The 16839-nt window shown below is 67.5% G+C and carries 16 protein-coding genes; 10 read left to right on the top strand and 6 right to left on the bottom strand.

From position 1 onward, the window contains the following. Positions 1-13 precede the first annotated feature (13 nt). The 8 genes from RTW82_RS05095 to RTW82_RS05060 all read left to right on the top strand — a co-directional run bounded on the left by RTW82_RS05095 (position 14) and on the right by RTW82_RS05060 (position 7355). Positions 14-763 carry a GntR family transcriptional regulator gene (locus RTW82_RS05095; RefSeq protein WP_316924436.1) on the top strand — a complete coding sequence of 250 codons (750 nt, stop codon included), beginning with the start codon at positions 14-16 and terminating at the stop codon, positions 761-763. Next, positions 760-2484: a fumarate reductase/succinate dehydrogenase flavoprotein subunit gene (locus RTW82_RS05090; RefSeq protein WP_043240355.1), complete on the top strand. Its 1725-nt coding sequence runs from the start codon at positions 760-762 to the stop codon at positions 2482-2484. The genes RTW82_RS05095 and RTW82_RS05090 overlap by 4 nt, the downstream gene beginning before the upstream one ends. A gap of 117 nt (positions 2485-2601) precedes the next feature. Beyond that, positions 2602-2847 (top strand): ferredoxin family protein, encoded by a 246-nt coding sequence (locus RTW82_RS05085; protein ID WP_021222829.1) that lies wholly within the window; start codon positions 2602-2604, stop codon positions 2845-2847. Positions 2848-2978: 131 nt separating this feature from the next. Beyond that, positions 2979-4388, top strand: coding sequence for an ABC transporter substrate-binding protein (locus RTW82_RS05080; RefSeq protein ID WP_316924435.1), 1410 nt, complete (start codon positions 2979-2981; stop codon positions 4386-4388). Between the two features lie 72 nt (positions 4389-4460). Continuing rightward, positions 4461-5240, top strand: a complete 780-nt coding sequence (locus tag RTW82_RS05075) for an ABC transporter permease (RefSeq protein ID WP_410478756.1) — start codon at positions 4461-4463, stop codon at positions 5238-5240. Continuing rightward, positions 5240-6094 (top strand): ABC transporter ATP-binding protein, encoded by an 855-nt coding sequence (locus RTW82_RS05070; protein WP_263401039.1) that lies wholly within the window; start codon positions 5240-5242, stop codon positions 6092-6094. The genes RTW82_RS05075 and RTW82_RS05070 overlap by 1 nt, the downstream gene beginning before the upstream one ends. Next, a complete protein-coding gene (locus RTW82_RS05065) occupies positions 6091-7056 on the top strand; it encodes a HEAT repeat domain-containing protein (RefSeq protein ID WP_316924434.1) in 966 nt (321 codons plus the stop codon). The genes RTW82_RS05070 and RTW82_RS05065 overlap by 4 nt, the downstream gene beginning before the upstream one ends. Beyond that, the gene (locus tag RTW82_RS05060) at positions 7056-7355 is read left to right on the top strand and encodes a DUF971 domain-containing protein (RefSeq protein ID WP_021222834.1); all 300 of its coding nucleotides are present in this window, start codon (positions 7056-7058) and stop codon (positions 7353-7355) included. The genes RTW82_RS05065 and RTW82_RS05060 overlap by 1 nt, the downstream gene beginning before the upstream one ends. Before the next feature lie 268 nt (positions 7356-7623). On the opposite strand, the gene RTW82_RS05055 is transcribed toward RTW82_RS05060, so the two are convergent. The 6 genes from RTW82_RS05055 to tauA all read right to left on the bottom strand — a co-directional run bounded on the left by RTW82_RS05055 (position 7624) and on the right by tauA (position 13886). After that, on the bottom strand, positions 7624-8028 hold the full coding sequence (locus tag RTW82_RS05055; protein WP_316924433.1) for a hypothetical protein: 405 nt from the start codon (positions 8026-8028) through the stop codon (positions 7624-7626). 114 nt (positions 8029-8142) lie between these two features. Beyond that, positions 8143-10188, bottom strand: coding sequence for an OPT family oligopeptide transporter (locus RTW82_RS05050; RefSeq protein WP_316924432.1), 2046 nt, complete (start codon positions 10186-10188; stop codon positions 8143-8145). A gap of 120 nt (positions 10189-10308) precedes the next feature. Next, positions 10309-11142 (bottom strand): taurine dioxygenase, encoded by an 834-nt coding sequence (tauD, locus tag RTW82_RS05045; RefSeq protein ID WP_316924431.1) that lies wholly within the window; start codon positions 11140-11142, stop codon positions 10309-10311. 15 nt (positions 11143-11157) lie between these two features. Beyond that, positions 11158-11985 carry a taurine ABC transporter permease TauC gene (gene tauC, locus RTW82_RS05040; protein WP_316924430.1) on the bottom strand — a complete coding sequence of 276 codons (828 nt, stop codon included), beginning with the start codon at positions 11983-11985 and terminating at the stop codon, positions 11158-11160. Continuing rightward, positions 11982-12764 (bottom strand): taurine ABC transporter ATP-binding subunit, encoded by a 783-nt coding sequence (gene tauB, locus RTW82_RS05035; RefSeq protein WP_316924429.1) that lies wholly within the window; start codon positions 12762-12764, stop codon positions 11982-11984. The genes tauC and tauB overlap by 4 nt, the downstream gene beginning before the upstream one ends. Before the next feature lie 141 nt (positions 12765-12905). Continuing rightward, on the bottom strand, positions 12906-13886 hold the full coding sequence (tauA, locus tag RTW82_RS05030; protein WP_316924428.1) for a taurine ABC transporter substrate-binding protein: 981 nt from the start codon (positions 13884-13886) through the stop codon (positions 12906-12908). A 553-nt stretch (positions 13887-14439) separates the two neighbouring features. Here tauA and RTW82_RS05025 point away from each other — a divergent pair. Both RTW82_RS05025 and RTW82_RS05020 read left to right on the top strand, forming a co-directional pair. Next, complete coding sequence (locus tag RTW82_RS05025) at positions 14440-15783, top strand: OprD family porin (RefSeq protein WP_316924427.1); 1344 nt, start codon at positions 14440-14442, stop codon at positions 15781-15783. Between the two features lie 342 nt (positions 15784-16125). Next, positions 16126-16764 carry a peroxiredoxin gene (locus RTW82_RS05020; RefSeq protein WP_316924426.1) on the top strand — a complete coding sequence of 213 codons (639 nt, stop codon included), beginning with the start codon at positions 16126-16128 and terminating at the stop codon, positions 16762-16764. The last annotated feature ends 75 nt before the right edge of the window (positions 16765-16839 follow it).

Below are 16839 nucleotides of genomic sequence, written 5' to 3'. Positions count from 1 at the left end.
GCGAGCGAACGACATGTCCGAACTGCTTCCCCTTTCCCCGGTGCCCCTCTACAGCCAGCTCAAGGAGCTGCTGCGCGGGCGCATCCTCGATGGCACTTATCCACCCCACAGTCGCATGCCCTCGGAAAGCGAGCTGGGCAGGGCCTTCGACGTCAGCCGCATCACCGTGCGCCAGGCACTGGGCGACCTGCAGAAGGAAGGGCTGATCTTCAAGATCCACGGTAAGGGCACCTTCGTCGCCAAGCCCAAGGCCTTCCAGAACGTCTCCACCCTGCAGGGCCTGGCCGAGTCCATGACCCAGATGGGCTACGAGGTGCTCAACCGCCTGCGCAGCTTCAAGCAGGTGCCGGCCAGCGCGCTGGTGGCCGAGCGGCTGCAGGTGGAGGAGGGCAGCCCGGTGATCGAGATCAAGCGCGTGCGCCTGATCAACCGCGAGCCGGTGTCCCTGGAACTCACCTGGCTGCCCCTGGCGGTGGGCGAGAAGCTGGAGAAGGCCGACCTGGTCACCCGCGACATCTTCCTCATCCTCGAGAACGACTGCGGCATCCCCCTGGGCCACGCCGACCTGGCCATCGATGCCGTACTCGCCGACAGCGACCTGACCCAGGCGCTGGAGGTGGAGGAGGGCTCGCCGATCATGCGCATCGAGCGCCTAACCCACACCGCCGACGGCGCGCCGCTGGACTTCGAACACCTCTACTACCGCGGCGATGCCTTCCAGTACCGCCTGCGCATCGACCGCCAGAAGGGAGCACAGGCATGAACACCCTGGAGCAGGAATACGACATCGTCGTCATCGGCGGCGGCACCGCCGGCCCCATGGCCGCGATCAAGGCCAAGGAGAAGAACCGCGAGCTGCGCGTGCTGCTGGTGGACAAGGCCAACGTCAAGCGCAGCGGCGCCATCAGCATGGGCATGGACGGCCTGAACAACGCCATCATCCCCGGCCACGCGACGCCCGAGCAGTACACCAAGGAAATCACCGTGGCCAACGACGGCATCGTCAACCAGGCCGCCGTCTACGCCTATGCCACCCACAGCTTCGCGACCATCGAGCAGCTGGACCGCTGGGGGGTGAAGTTCGAGAAGGACGAGACCGGCGACTACGCGGTGAAGAAGGTCCACCACATGGGCGCCTACGTGCTGCCGATGCCCGAGGGCCACGACATCAAGAAGGTGCTCTACCGCCAGCTCAAGCGTGCGCGGGTGAACATCACCAACCGCCTGGTCACCACCCGCGTGCTGCTGGACGAGGCGGGCGCCGCTTGCGGCGTGCTCGGCTTCGACTGCCGCAGCGGCGACTTCCAGGTGATCCGCGCCAAGGCGGTGATCCTCGCCTGCGGCGCCGCCGGGCGCCTGGGCCTGCCGTCCTCGGGCTACCTGATGGGCACCTACGAGAACCCCACCAACGCCGGCGACGGCTACGCCATGGCCTACCACGCCGGGGCGGAATTGGCGAACCTCGAGTGCTTCCAGATCAACCCGCTGATCAAGGACTACAACGGCCCCGCCTGCGCCTACGTCACCGGCCCCCTGGGCGGCTACACGGCCAACAACAAGGGTGAACGCTTCATCGAGTGCGACTACTGGAGCGGCCAGATGATGTGGGAGTTCCACCAGGAGCTCGAAGGCGGCAACGGCCCGGTGTTCCTCAAGCTGGACCACCTGGCCGAGGAAACCATCCAGACCATCGAGGAGATCCTCCACAGCAACGAGCGCCCCAGCCGTGGCCAGTTCCACGCCGGCCGGGGCACCGACTACCGCCAGCAGATGGTGGAGATGCACATCTCCGAGATCGGCTTCTGCTCCGGCCACTCCGCCTCGGGCGTGTGGGTCAACGAGAAGGCCGAGACCTCGGTGAAGGGCCTCTACGCCGCCGGCGACATGGCCGCCGTGCCGCACAACTACATGCTCGGCGCCTTCACCTACGGCTGGTTCGCCGGCATCAACGCCGCCGACTACGTGGCCGGTCGTGACTTCGCCGCCGTCGACCCGGCCCAGGTGGAGCGCGAGCGCGAGCGGGTCTACGCACCGCTGAACCGCGAGCACGGCCTGCCGCCGGCCCAGGTGGAGTACAAGCTGCGGCGCATGGTCAACGACTACCTGCAGCCGCCCAAGGTGACCAGGAAGATGGAGATCGGCCTGACCCGCTTCGCCGAGATCGAACGCGACCTCGGGCAGATGAAGGCCAACAACCCCCACGAGCTGATGCGTGCCATGGAAGTCAGCGTGATCCGCGATTGCGCCGAGATGGCCGCCCGCGCCTCGCTGTTCCGCGAAGAAAGCCGCTGGGGCCTCTACCACCACCGCGTCGACCACCCCGAGCGCAACGACGCCGAGTGGTTCTGCCACTGCCACCTGAAGAAGGGCGATGACGGCGCCATGACCAGCTTCAAGAAACCGGTGGAGCCCTACCTGATCGCCCTGGATGCGGAAGAACAAAGCGCCTACGACCGCCTGCGGGTGAAGACCGAAGCCGCCTGACGAGGCGTCGAGCCGTAGGGTGGGCTTCAGCCCACCAATGGCGCTACGCAGGGCTTTCCCGGTGGGCTGAAGCCCACCCTACAAAACAGAGAGCCCAAGGCTCCAAGGACCCGTGACATGGCCTTTCAACCCCAGGAAATCTTCTTCCGCAGCAGCGCGCCGGTGACGGTCGACGAAGACAAGTGCATCGCCCACAAGGGCTGCACCGTGTGCGTCGAGGTCTGCCCGATGGACCTGCTGGCCATCAACCCGGCGACCCAGAAGGCCTACATGGCCTTCGACGAGTGCTGGTACTGCATGCCCTGCGAGAAGGATTGCCCGACCGGCGCGGTGAAGGTGGAGATCCCCTACCTGCTGCGCTGATCCGCTTCACCCACAAGAAACGACACCCGCCATCCGGCCCGCCGCCGGACGCCTTGCCTGCAAGACCCCTCGTTTCCCACCACCGACGATGTGGCGGAGACGACAACCAGACCAATGATTCGAGGGGAACCATGAGCCTACGTGCAACCATCGCCGGCCTCGCGCTGGACGTTACCACCGCGTCCGCCTCCGCCGAGACCATCCGCATCGCCATCGGCACCCAGGACACCACCATCAACTGCGCCACCGGCGGCTTGCTGATCCGCGAGCTGGGCCTGCTGGAGAAGTACCTGCCCCATGACGGCAAGTACAAGGACGCCCACTACGAGGTGGAGTGGAAGAACTTCACCAGCGGCGCGCCGCTGACCAACGAGATGGTCGCCGGCAAGCTGGACTTCGGCGCCATGGCCGACTTCCCCGGCTCCTTCAACGGCGTCGCCCACCTCGACGCCGGCAAGCGCAGCCTGTTCATCAGCGTGCTTTCGGGCAGCACCCGGGGCAGCGGCAACGGCATCGTGGTGCCGGCCTCATCCAGCGTGCAGTCCATCGCCGAGCTCAAGGGCAAGACCATCTCCGTGCCCTTCGCCTCCACCGCCCACGGCATGCTGCTGCGCGCCATCGCCGCCCAGGGCTGGGACCCGGAGAAGGACGTGCGCATCATCGCCCAGCCGCCGGAGATCGCCGGCTCCGCCCTGCGCAGCAACCGCATCGAGGCCCACGCCGACTTCGTGCCCTTCGCCGAGCTGTTCCCCAACCGTGGCTTCGCGCGGAAGATCTACGACGGCTCCCAGGCCGAGGCGCCGACCTTCCACGGCGCGCTGGTGGACGCCGCCTACGCCGAGAAGTACCCGGAAGTGGTCACCGCCTACCTGCGCGCCAGCCTGGAGGCCGACCGCCTGTTCGCCGCCGAGCCGGAGAAGTACAGCGAGCTGATCGAGAAGGTCACCGGCATCGAGGCCGAGGTGAACTACCTGTTCCACGGCCCCCTCGGCCTGCAGACCCGCGACCTCACCTGGAAGCCGGAATACCGCCAGGCGGTGGCCACCTCCATCGACACCCTCAAGCTGCTGAAGAAGACCGACCGCGGCCTGGACACCGGCAAGTTCATCGATGACCGCTTCATCCGCGCGGCCTTCAAGGACGCCGGGCAGGACTACGACAAGGCGTTGAAGAACTACGCCCCGCTGCCGCTGGTGGCCAAGGACGCCGCCACCGGCCAGCCGATCACCGACTTCAAGCGCCTGGCGCAGATCTGGGTGCGCGGCGAAGACAAGGTGCGCCACTACGCCTCCCCGGAAGCGGCCCTGGCTGCCCTGGCGCAGCTGGAGCAGGAGGGCAAGGACATCCGCGCCATCTACGCCCAGGCCACCGACAGCGGCATCAAGCTGCTGGCCAACCAGGCCTGGTTCGTGCGCAACGACAAAGGCGAGCTTTCCGCCTTCCTGCTCAAGGACCAGGCCGAGCGCTACGCCCAGGCCAATGGCGGCACCGCGCTGGACTTCACCAGTGCCAACCAGAAGCAGGCCCTGGCCAGCCGCTGAATACGTAGGTCGGTGTTGAGCGGGGCCCTGCTGGGCCGCGCTCCGCTTGGCGCCAACCTGCAGGAGAAGCCCATGACATCCTTCTTTCGCTGGCCCCTGCGCCTCGCCTCCCTGGCCGCCTGCCTGTTGTTCTGGCAGCTGGCGGCCACGGCGCGGCTGGACCTGGGGCTGATCACCTTCAGCTACGTGCCCACGCCGGGCGCGGTGCTGGAGGCCGCCTGGCAGCTGGTGCATTCCAGCAAGCTGCTGGCGCACCTTTCCAGCAGCCTGGCGCGGGTGTTCGCCGGCTACCTGGCCGCCGCCATCGTCGGCGTGCTGCTGGGCCTGGCCATCGGCCGTTCGCGCTGGGCCGAGTACAGCCTGCTGCCGCCCCTGGAAGTGTTGCGGCCGATCCCGGCGGTGGCCTGGATTCCCCTGGCCATCCTGATGTTCCCGTCCTCGGAGCTGTCGATGGTGTTCATCACCTTCACCGGCGCGCTGTTCCCCATCCTGCTCAACACCGTGCACGGCGTCGAAGGCGTCGACCCGCGCCTGGTGGCCTCGGCGCGCAGCCTGGGTGCCGGGCGCCTGGCCATCCTGCGTGAGGTGGTCCTGCCCGGCGCCGCACCGAGCATCGTCACCGGCCTGGCCATCGGCATGGGCACCTCGTGGTTCTGCCTGGTCACCGCCGAGATGATCTCCGGGCAGTTCGGCATCGGCTATTACACCTGGGAGTCCTACACCATCCAGAACTACCCGGACATCGTCGTCGGCATGCTGCTGATCGGCCTGCTGGGCATGGGCAGCAGCGGCCTGGTGAAGCGCCTCGGCGGCCTCGCCACGCCCTGGTACCGCACGCGGAGGAACGCCTGATGAGCGCCTTCGAACAGGTCGTCGAATCCGGCCGCATCGAGGGCCGGCAGCTGTCCATCCGCCTCGGCGAGGGCGCCCAGGCCTTCGACGCCGTGCAGGCGGTGGACTTCTCCATCGCCCCCGGGGAGTTCGTCTGCATTCTCGGTCCCTCGGGTTGCGGTAAGTCCACCCTGCTCGGCGCCCTGGCCGGGCACCTGCGGCCGCGTACCGGCACCCTGGAAGTGGACGGGCGCGCCGTGGCCGGGCCTTCGCCGGAGCGCGGCATGGTGTTCCAGCACCACACCCTGCTGCCCTGGCGCAGCGTGCTCGACAACGTTGCCTTCGGCCTGAAGATGCAGGGCATCGGCAAGCACGAGCGCCGTCGCCAGGCCGCCGAGTTCCTGGGCCTGGTGGGCCTTGCCGACTTCGCCGGGCGCTGGCCCGCGCAGCTCTCCGGCGGCATGCAGCAGCGCGCCGAGATCGCCCGCGTGCTGATCAACCGGCCGCGCCTGCTGCTGATGGACGAGCCCTTCGGCGCCCTCGACGCGCAGACCCGCTCGCGCATGCAGGAGCTGCTGCTGGATATCTGGACGCGCATCCGCACCACGGTGGTGTTCGTCACCCACGACATCGACGAGGCGCTGTTCCTCGCCGACCGCATCCTGGTGATGAGCCCGCGCCCCGGCCGCTTTATCGAGGACCTGCGCCTCGACTTCCCACGGCCGCGCCGCGCCAGCCTGCTGACCAGCCCCGGCTTCACCCACCTCAAGCGCCACTGCCTGGAATTGCTGCGCCACGAGGAAGGCCGCGAACTGCCGCGCCTGACCCCCCTCGGCCTGCCCACCGACCACCCGCCCTTGCGAGTCGCCCTATGACCCACCGTGAAACCGACAACCCCGAGATTCTTGACCTGCTGCCGCGCCTCGCCGATGAGGACGCCGGCGTGCGCCGCATCGCCCTGATCGAGCTGGCCGACCTGGAAGACCCCGAAGGCCTGCCCTGGCTCACCGACGCCCTGGTGGCCGACGCCGCCGCCGAGGTGCGCGCCGAGGCCGCGCGCCTGCTGGAAGCCTGGGAAGAGCCCGATGTGGTGCAGGCCCTCTGCGCCGCCCTGGCCGATGGCGACGAAGCCGTGCGCCTGGCCGCCGCGCAGAGCCTGAGCGAACTGAAGAGCACGGAAGCGGGGGAACTGATCCTGCCCTGGGTGCGCCATGCCGACGCCTTCGTCCGCGCCAGTGCATTGCGCGCCCTGCGCGAGCTGCGCCTGGACGCCGCCGCCACGCCGGCGCTGTATGCCCTGGACGACGCCGAAGCCGGGGTGCGCCGCGAGGCGGTGGGCATCCTCGGCTGGCTCAAGCGCAGTGATGCACTGCCGGCCCTGGCGCGCCTGGCCAGCGATGACCCGGACACCGACGTACGCCGCGCCGCCACCGGCGCCCTGGGCCTGGCCAGCGACGCCAGCGTGCTGCCGGCCCTGCGCGCGGCCCTGGCCGACGAGGCCTGGCAGGTGCGCGAAGAAGCCGCCACCACCCTCGGCAAGGTGGGCCTGGACGAGGCCGGCCCGGCCCTGCTCGCCGCCCTGGATGACGCCTATTGGCAGGTGCGCCTGCGCGCCGCCCGCGCCCTCGGCCGGTTGCGCCACCGCCCGGCCGGGCCGGGGCTCGCCGGGCTGCTGGTGCACGGCATCGCCAACCTGCGCAAGGAAGCCGCGCTAGCCCTGGGTGAGCTGGGGGATACCTGGGCCGTGCCGGCTCTGCGCGCGGCGGAAGCCGACGGCGACCCGGAAGTGCGCAAGGCGGTGCGCATCGCCCTGGTGCAACTGCAAGGGGCGGCCTGATGGACGCCCCCGCCGGGCTGCGCAATGCCCGCAGCGAAGGGCGCCTGACCCTGGAATGGCGCGATGGCGAGCAGCAGGCCATCAGCCACGCCCGCCTGCGCGGCGCCTGCCCCTGCTCGCAGTGCAAGGCGGCGCGCCTGCGTGGCGCCATCGCCCTGGTGGACGAGGCCGTGCGCCTCACCGCCATCCACCCACAGGGCTACGGCGTGCAGCTGGTGTTCAGCGACGGGCACGAGCGCGGGATCTATCCCTGGGAATACCTGCGGGGGTTGGCCGAGGCGCCGACGGTCCCGGGCTGAAGCCCGGGCTACAGAAAATGTGGGGCGCGGAATGATCGATGTAGGGGCGAATTCATTCGCCCAGCAGGCCGAAGGTCTGCCCTGTCGGGCATGGGACCGCTGCGCGGTCCTTGGCGACTGAAGCTCGTAGGATGGGTAGAGCGAAGCGAAACCCATGCTGCTGCCGGGCACTCCGCATTGATGGGTTTCGTGCCTCTACCCATCCTACGAAAGCTGCGTGGGTTGGCGGCCACGGGCTACGGGAGCGGTTCATGCGCTCCCGGGTGAATTAAAAATCCACTTCGAAGTGCCAGCGGATTTCCTGCTCGGCGAGGGCGTTGAGCACCCACTCGTATTCCTGCAGGTCTTCGAGGACGTCGGTGGAATTGGAGAGCGCGCGTGGCTCGGTGACCAGGTGGCCCTGCAGGGCACGCACGGTCTTGAGGCCGTCCTCGGCGGCGAACCATTGCTCGTCGGGCAGGCTGTCGCTGAGGTCCAGCGCCTCGCCTTCTTCCAGCAGGTCGGCGAAGTCGCCCGGGTCCTGGCTGACGAACGCCCAGAGGGATTTCACCTTGAGCCGTTTGCACAGCTCGTCGAGCTCGACCTCGTCCACGCTGGCCACGGCTTTGCCGTTGACGAAGTCATCGATGCCCGCGAGGGGCTTTTCAGGAACTATGTAGATGGCTGCACTCATGGCTGACGGGCCCTGTCTATGTTGGCTCTCACTCCGATTAGGCAGCCAGCATAGCGACAGTTCCCCCCGAAAAAGGGGGGAACGAACAGGTTTGCCAAAGGGTTCACACGCGTTTCAGGAACTGCGTTGCGACCTCAGCACATGACGACAGAAGCCTACGCAGACGATGACGAATATCACTAGGCCAAGCCACTCGGCGGTGCTTGCGAAGCCCACGCCCACCAGGGCCAGGGGCGCGTCCTTGCCGCTGCCGCCGATCAGCCCGGCGAGCAGGATGCCCATCAGGCTCTCGCCGACGATCAGCCCCGAGGCCAGCAGCACGCCGCGCCGACGCGGGACTTCGGCATAGGCCTCCGGGTCCTGCCCGGCGGCGATGGCGCGCTTCTGCAGGCGGCTGTCGATCAGCCAGCCCAGCGCGGCGCCGATCACCAGGGTCATGCCGATGGTGGGCGGCAGGTAGATGCCCAGGCCCACCGCCAGCACCGGCAGGCTGGCCTTGCTGGTGCGGCGCAGGGCCAGGTCGACGAGGATCAGGGCGACGCCCAGCACCACGCCGATGAGGATCATGTTCCAGTTCAGCGCGTTCTTGAAAATGCCGCTGGCGATGGCCGTGAGCAGGGTCGCCTGGGGCGCGGCCAGGGCTTGCTGCGGGTCCATGCCCTCACGGGGCAGGGCGCCGGCGAAGCCGTAGGCGTTGTAGAGCAGGTCGAGCACCGGCGGGATGACCAGGGCGCCCGCCAGGCAGCCGACGATCAGCGCCACCTGCTGGCGCCAGGGCGTGGCGCCCACCAGGTAGCCGGTCTTCAGGTCCTGCAGGTTGTCGTTGGAGATCGCGGCGATGGCCAGCACCACGGCGGTGGTGAACAGGGCCAGGGCGATGGCGACCTTGCCGCCGGCCAGTTGCAGCAGGCCGGATTCCAGGCTGCCCATGCCGAGGATCAGCAGCGAGACGAGGATCACCGCGATGATGCCGATGCCGGAGATCGGGCTGCTGGAGGAACCCACCAGGCCGGCCATGTAGCCGCAGGCGGCGGCGATCAGGAAGCCGAAGAAGAAGGCGAACAGCACGCAGCCGGACACCAGGCCCCAGAAGCCGAGGCCGGTGAGTTCCGGCGCCGCCTCGTGGAGGAAGAAGCCGAACACGCCGAACAGCGCCAGCAGCAGGATGCCCGCCAGCAGCAGGATGGCCCGCGCCGACATGTCGCGCTCGGTGCGTTCGGTGCTGATCTCGCCCTTGCCGCGAACGGCCTGCAGCGAGGTCCACACGCCCTGGGCCATGGGCTTGAACAGGGTGGCCAGGGTCCAGAGCGCGGCGATGCCGATGGTGCCGGCACCGAGGAAGCGCACCTGGGAGCTCCACATCTGGGTGGCCAGCTCGCTGATGGCCTGGCCGGCGGCCGGGGTGGCGTTGACCGTGAGCAGCGGCACTGCGACGCCCCAGCAGATGAGCACGCCGACGAGGATGGCGATGCCGGCGGTGATGCCCATCAGGTAGCCGGCGCCCACCAGGGCGAAGGAGAAACCGGTGGTGAAGCGGAAGGCCGTCTGCCCGGCGGTGGCCCAGACGCTGATGCCTTCGCCCAGCACCTTGAAGCCGCTGCTGCACAGGCTGAAGGCCGCGGCCACCAGGCCGCCGCCGAGGATGTCGCGCAGGCCGGGCTCGTTCTTGTCACGGGTGGTCGGCTTGCCGTCGGTTTCGGCTTCGTCGTCGCTGCCGACGCGGAGGATTTCCGCCGCCGCCACGCCTTCGGGGTAGGGCAGTTCGCTCTGCACCACCATCACCCGGCGCAGGGGGATGGTGTAGAGCACGCCGAGGATGCCGCCGATGGCGCAGATGGCCGCCGTCTGCCAGAAGGGGAAGCCCGCCCAGTAGCCGATCATCAGCAGGCCGGGGAGGATGAAGATGATCGAGCTCAGGGTGCCGGCCGCCGAGGCCTGGGTCTGCACCATGTTGTTCTCGAGGATGTTCGAACCCTTGAAGTAACGCAGCACCGCCATGGAGATCACCGCAGCGGGGATCGACGAGGCGAAGGTCAGCCCGACCTTGAGGCCGAGGTAGACGTTGGAGGCGGTGAACACCAGGGTGATCAGCGCGCCGAGGACCAGCCCGCGCAGGGTCAGTTCGGGCAGGTCGAGATGGTCGGGGACGCGGTCCGTCATGGGGCTCTCCAGAGGTATTCCGGCGCGCATTCTGCCGGCAGGGGAAAGCCTAGACCAGCGGGTGCGGCCATTGGTTGCAGGGAACGGACGTGAACGTGCAGGGATCGGTCATGGTGCGGGTCAGAACGGCTTGTCGCCGAGGATGGTGGCGCGGTGCATCACGCGGCGAGCGGGGCGGTAGTCGTCGACGGCGAAGTGCTGGGTGATGCGGTTGTCCCAGAAGGCCACGTCGTTCTCCTGCCAGCGCCAGCGCAAGGTGAATTCCGGGCGCGTGGCGTGGGCGAAGAGGAAGCGCAGCAGGGCGTCGCTCTCGGCGGCGGTGAGTTCGTTGATGCGGGGGGTGAAGCCTTCGCTGACAAACAGGCCCTTGCGCCCGGTGACCGGGTGGGTGCGCACCACCGGGTGGCTGACCGGCGGGTGCTTGCGCTTGGCCGCTTCCAGCTTCTCGCGTTCGTCCGTCGTCAGGCTGAAGCGTTCCTCGGGGAAGGAGCGGGCCAGGTCATGGGTGGCGGTGAGGCCTTCGAGCATCCGCTGCAGGGGCGCGGAGAGGGCCTCGAATGCGGCGCTGCTGCTGGCCCAGAGGGTGTCGCCACCCACCGGCGGCAGCAGCTTGGCGCTGAGCACGGCGCCTAGCGCCGGGGTTTCCATGAAGGTGACGTCGGTGTGCCAGAGGGCGTTGTCGCGCACGTCGGTGACGGCGGTGTCGAGCACCAGCACTTCCGGCTGCTCGGGGATGTTGGGGTAGATCGGGTGGATGTGCAGGTCGCCGAACTGGGCGGCGAAACGCGCCTGCTGGGTGGGTTCCAGGGGCTGGGCGCGGAAGAACAGCACCTGGTGCTGGAGCAGGGCGGCTTCGATGCCGTCGCGGTGTTCGGTGCTCAGCGGCTCGCGCAGGTCGACGCCGCCGATAAGGGCGCCGAGGGCGGGGCTGAGGGGGGTGATGTGCAGGCTCATGGCGGTTGTCTCGAATCAGTGGTTCTGCCCGTGCCAGGGCACGAGTTTGCGCTGCAGGGCCCGCAGGCCGAGTTCCAGGGCGAAGGCGACCAGGGCGATGACGAGGATGCCGAGCACCACGACGTCGGTGACCAGGAACTGCGCCGCCGACTGGACCATGAAGCCCAGGCCCTGGGTGGCGGCCACCAGCTCGGCGGCGACCAGGGTCGACCAGCCGACGCCGAGGCCGATGCGCACGCCGGTGAGGATGTCCGGCAGGGCGCTGGGAAGGACCACGTGGCGGACCAGCTGCGCCTGGGTGGCACCGAGGGACTGCGCGGCACGCAGGCGCGCCGGGTTGACGTTGCGCACGCCGGTGGCGGTGGCGATGGCGATGGGCGCGAAGATCGCGAGGAAGATCAGCAGCACCTTGGACAGCTCGCCGATGCCGCACCAGATGACGATCAGCGGCAGGTAGGCCAGCGGCGGGATCGGCCGGTAGAACTCGATCAGCGGGTCGAAGATGCCGTGGGCGACGCGGTTGCGGCCGATGGCGATGCCCAGGGGGATGGCCGTGAGCACGGCGGCCAGCAGGGCGGTGCCGATGCGCGCGAGGCTCGCCAGCAGGTGCGCCCAGAGGCTGGAATCCATATAGCCCTGGGTGGCCAGCAGCCAGCCCTTGCGCAGCACCGCCTGGGGGCTGGGCAGGAACAGCGGCTCCACCAGGCCGGCGGTGGTGACGGCCCACCAGGCCAGCAGCAGGCCGGCGAGGGTCAGGCTGCTGATGGCGAAGGTGGAGAGGCGCCAGGGGCGCGGTGCGGGCGCCGCTGCTTTTTCCAGCAGGGGCAGGTCGAGGCTGCTCATGCGCTTCTCCTTTGCCGTTCGGCGAAGACCTGGGCGAGGACGTGTTCGCGGGTTTCGATGAAGCGCCGGTCGGACTTGATCGCCCGCGCGCTTTCACCGGCGGCGTAGCGGCGGCCGAAGTCGAGGCTCAGGCGCTCGCTGATGCGCCCCGGGTTGGGCGACAGCAGGATCAGGTCGGTGGCGAGGAATACCGCTTCCTCGATGTCATGGGTGATCAGGAACACCGGCTTGGCGGCACGCTGCCAGACCTGCAGCAGCAGCTCCTGCATCTGTTCGCGGGTGAAGGCATCCAGGGCGCCGAAGGGTTCGTCCATCAGCAGCACGCGCGGGTCGGCGGCCAGGGCGCGGGCGATGCCGACGCGCTGGCGCTGGCCCCCGGAGAGTTCCCAGATCTGCCGCGTGTCGAAGCCGGCGAGGTCCACCAGGGCGAGCATCTCGCGGGCCTTGGCTTCACGCCGGGCGCGGGGGACGCCGGCCAGTTCGAGGCCGAAGGCGACGTTGCCGAGCACGTTCTGCCAGGGCAGCAGGGCGTCGTCCTGGAACACCACGCCGCGCTCGGCGGAGGGGCCCTGCACGGGCTTGCCGTCGAGGCTGATCTGCCCGTCGCTGGGCGGCACGAAGCCGGCGATGAGGTTGAGCAGCGTGGTCTTGCAGCTGCCGGAAGGCCCCAGGGCGACCAGCAGTTGCTGTGGCCCTAGGCTGAGGGAGATGTCGGTCAGTACCGGCTCGGCCGTGCCGGGGTACTGTGCGCTGATGCGCTCCAGCTGGAGTAAGGCCATTTTCTTTTGCGCTCTTCTAAATGAGTCTGATCGAGCGAGCTAGAGCGGGGCTAGGCGAAAACGACCGAGGCTGCGGAGCTTACGTCTGTAAGTGAGCAAGCCAAGGTCGTTTTCAACAACGCCCCGCCGACGCGCAGCCGATCAGTTGGTGACGTATTGGCTGCTTACATAAGGGGCGTAATCCGGCAGCACTGCCTCGACCTTGCCCAGCTCCTTGAGGAAGGTGGCGGTCTCGGTGATGGCCTGGGTGGTCGGCGCGCCGAGGGCGGTGGCCTGATCGGCGGCCAGCGGGAAGACGTTGCCCTGCAGCAGCAGCGGGATGTCTTCGGCCTTGGCACCGGAGAGCTTCACCACCTTGTCGATGTTGGCCTTGTCGGCCAGCCAGGCTTGCGGGTCCTTGCGGTAGGCGGCGTAGGCGTCGAGGGTGACCTTGGCGAAGGCGCTGACCACTTCGGGGTGCTTCTCGGCGAAGTCCTTGCGCACGATCCAGGCGTCGAAGGTGGGCGCGCCCAGCTTGCCCAGCTCGCCGGAGCTGATCAGCACCTTGCCGGAAGACTTGGCCACGCCGAGGGCCGGGTCCCATACGTAGGTGGCGTCGATGTCGCCACGCTGCCAGGCGGCGATGATGGCCGGCGGCGCGAGATTGAGGATGGTCACCTTGCTGGGGTCGATCTTCCAGTGCTTGAGCGCGGCCAGCAGGCTGTAGTGGCCGGTGGAGACGAAGGGCACGGCGATCTTCTTGCCGATCAGGTCTTCGGGCTTGCTGATGCCGGCGCCGTTGCGGGCGACCAGGGCTTCGGCGTCGCCGATCTGGGTGGCGATGAGGAAGGTCTGGATCGGCAGCTGGCGGGTGGCGGCAGCAGCCAGGGGGCTGGAGCCGACGTAGCCGATCTGCACGTCACCGGAGGCGACGGCGGTGATGACTTCGGCGCCACCATCGAACTTGCGCCAGTCGATCTTCGAGTGGCTGGCCTTTTCATAGGCGCCATCGGCCTGGGCGACCTTCGCCGGGTCGACGGTGGTCTGGTAGGCGACGGTGAAGTCCGCGGCCTGCGCGGTGATGGCCAGGCCGCCGAGGGTCAGTGCCGCCAGCAGGCGACGGGGGAACAGAGAGCTGATCATGGTGGTGCTCCTAAACAGGCGACGGGCCGGTTTGGAGGCCGGGCCACGGGACGGGAATCGGGGTTTTCTCAGGGTGTCCGGTGGTCCGGTGAAGCGAAATCTAAATGATCTAAAAACCCTCTCAATAAATACTATTTGGTTATTAGTTTATGAGCGGCCGTCAGGGTGCCGGCGCCTTTACAGGCCAGGAGAGGTGTGGGACTGCGAATTCCGTCCGCTGCTGCGTCATTGGGGATGGCGCAAGACGGCCAAAGTCGGTAATTTGCGCGCCCTTTCGAGTAACCGAAGTCGCCTCTCCCAGGGGCAGCTCCCCGCCAGAGGGAGGTTATCGGCTTATTTATGCGATTTAGTTACAAGAACGTGACGATAAATTCTTTTTAAGAATTAAATCCCTTGTCCTAGATTGGCCGCCACCTGAGGCAGGCCTGCTGGCAAGGCGCTACGGAAAATTTATGACCAGCGGGTCATACCGCTTCGCTATTTACTTGTGTATATAGCGTTGTCCGCCTCACCCATCAGAACAACCTAGAAACACGCACCACTGGAGCATTGCATGAACAAATCTACCCTGGCCCTGGCCATCGCTGGCGGCCTGCTGGCCCAACAGGCCGTCGCAGGCGGTTTCATCGAGGACAGCAAGGCCACCCTCGGCCTGCGTAACTTCTACATCAACCAGGACAACCGCGAAGGGACCAATAACCCCTCCAAGCAGGAAGAGTGGGGCCAGGGCTTCATCTTCAACTACACCTCCGGCTACACCGAAGGCACCGTAGGCTTCGGCGTCGACGCACTGGGCCTGCTGGGCGTGCGTCTGGATTCCGGCAAGGGCACTCACTACAACGCCGGCAGCGATAACTACGGCGGCATCGTGTTCCCGTCGGACAGCGATGGCCGTGCCGTGGACGATTTCGGCAGCATCGGCGTGACCGGCAAGGTCCGTATCTCCAAGACCGAAGGCCGCCTTGGCACCCTGCAGCCCAAGCTGCCGGTCGTGACCTTCAACGACGGTCGCCTGCTGCCGCAGACCTTCGAAGGTGGCCAGGTCACCTCCAACGAAATCGACGGCCTGACCCTGATCGGCGGCCAGCTCGAACACGCCAAGGGCCGTAACTCCAGCGACGCCCGTGGCCTGTCCATCGGTGGCGCCAACAACGCCCAGACCGGCAAGTTCGAGAACAAGTTCTACTACGCCGGTGCTGACTACAAGGTCACCAAAGACCTGACCGCCCAGTACTACTACGGCAACCTCGACGAGTTCTACAAGCAGCACTTCCTGGGCCTCACCCACGTGCTGCCGGTTGGCCCGGGCTCCCTGAAGTCCGACCTGCGCTACTTCTACAGCACCTCCGACGGCCTGAACTCCAGCGCTGCCGGTCGTAGCCAGGGTTACCGCAGTGCCGGCAAGTGGGCCAGCAACGATCCGCTGCGTGGCGAAGTGGACAACCGCACCTGGAGCGGCTTCTTCACCTACACCCTGGGCAGCCATGCCGCCAGCCTGGGCTACCAGCAGGTGTCCGGCGACAGCGCTTTCCCCTTCCTGAACCAGGGTGACGGTGGTACCGCGTACCTGATCACCGACCGTCAGATCGGCAAGTTCCTCAGCGCCGGCGAGCGCACCTGGGTGGCCGAATACGGCTACGACTTCACCAAGGCCGGCGTGCCGGGCCTGAAGGCCATCGCTACCTACCTGAAGGGCAGCGGCATCGACAACGCCACCGGTGGCGACCTCGGCGAGTGGGAGCGTGACTTCCGCCTGGACTACACCCTGCAGGACGGCCCGCTGAAAGGCCTGGGCCTGTCCTGGCGTAACGCTGCCTTCCGCAGCGACGTGGGTGGCACCACCCGCGACCAGGACGAAAACCGCCTGATCGTGAGCTACACCCTGACCCTGCTGTAAGCAGCGTCACCGAGCCCCGCTTCCGCCCCTGGCGGAGGCGGGGCTTTTTTGTGGGCGCGATTTGGAGAAGGGCGTCGCTCCGGCTTTCGTCGGATGGGTCGGGCGGCGTTCCGCGAGGTACGAAACCCATCATGGCGGAGTATCCGGCGACCACATGGGTTTTGCGCCGCTCGCGGAACGCCGCCCGACCCCTGCTACACGTGCTGGTCAGGTGTTCGGGTGGGTGGGGATATATAGCTCTTAAAGTTATAAATAAATTTTTATTTATTCTTTTTGATTTCCTTCGAGGCTGGGCATAGTGGGCGCACAGAACGACGAATTCAGTCTCAAGGAGCTGCACAGATGAGCATCAGACTCGGCGACATCGCCCCCGACTTCGAGCAGGAATCCAGCGAAGGCCGCATCCGTTTCCACGAGTGGCTGGGCGCCAGCTGGGGCGTGCTCTTCTCGCACCCCGCCGACTTCACCCCGGTGTGCACCACCGAGCTGGGCCTGACCGCCAAGCTCAAGGACGAATTCGCCGCCCGTGGCGTCAAGGCCATCGCCCTGTCGGTGGACCCGGTGGACTCGCACCTGAAGTGGATCGACGACATCAACGAGACCCAGCGCACCGTGGTCAACTTCCCGATCATCGCTGACGCCGACCGCGCCGTTTCCGGCCTCTACGACCTGATCCACCCGAACGCCAACGACACCCTCACCGTGCGTTCGCTGTTCATCATCGACCCGAACAAGAAGGTGCGCCTGATCATCACCTACCCGGCTAGCACCGGGCGCAACTTCAACGAGATCCTGCGGGTGATCGACTCCCTGCAGCTCACCGACAGCCACAAGGTCGCCACCCCCGCCAACTGGCAGGACGGCGATGACGTGGTGATCGTGCCTTCGCTGAAGGACGAGGACGAAATCAAGCAACGCTTCCCCCGTGGCTACAAGGCGGTCAAGCCCTACCTGCGCCTGACCCCGCAGCCCAACCGCTGATGCGGGCGCCCAGCCCTGCACGAGCAGGCCCGGGCGAATGGATTGACGAGCAGGGTTCGGACCGGTGCGCCGGTC

Source organism: Pseudomonas sp. zfem005 (assembly GCF_032621735.1).
In the GTDB taxonomy this organism is placed as follows: domain Bacteria; phylum Pseudomonadota; class Gammaproteobacteria; order Pseudomonadales; family Pseudomonadaceae; genus Metapseudomonas; species Metapseudomonas solani.
This window is presented reverse-complemented; position numbering and strand designations above follow the sequence as displayed.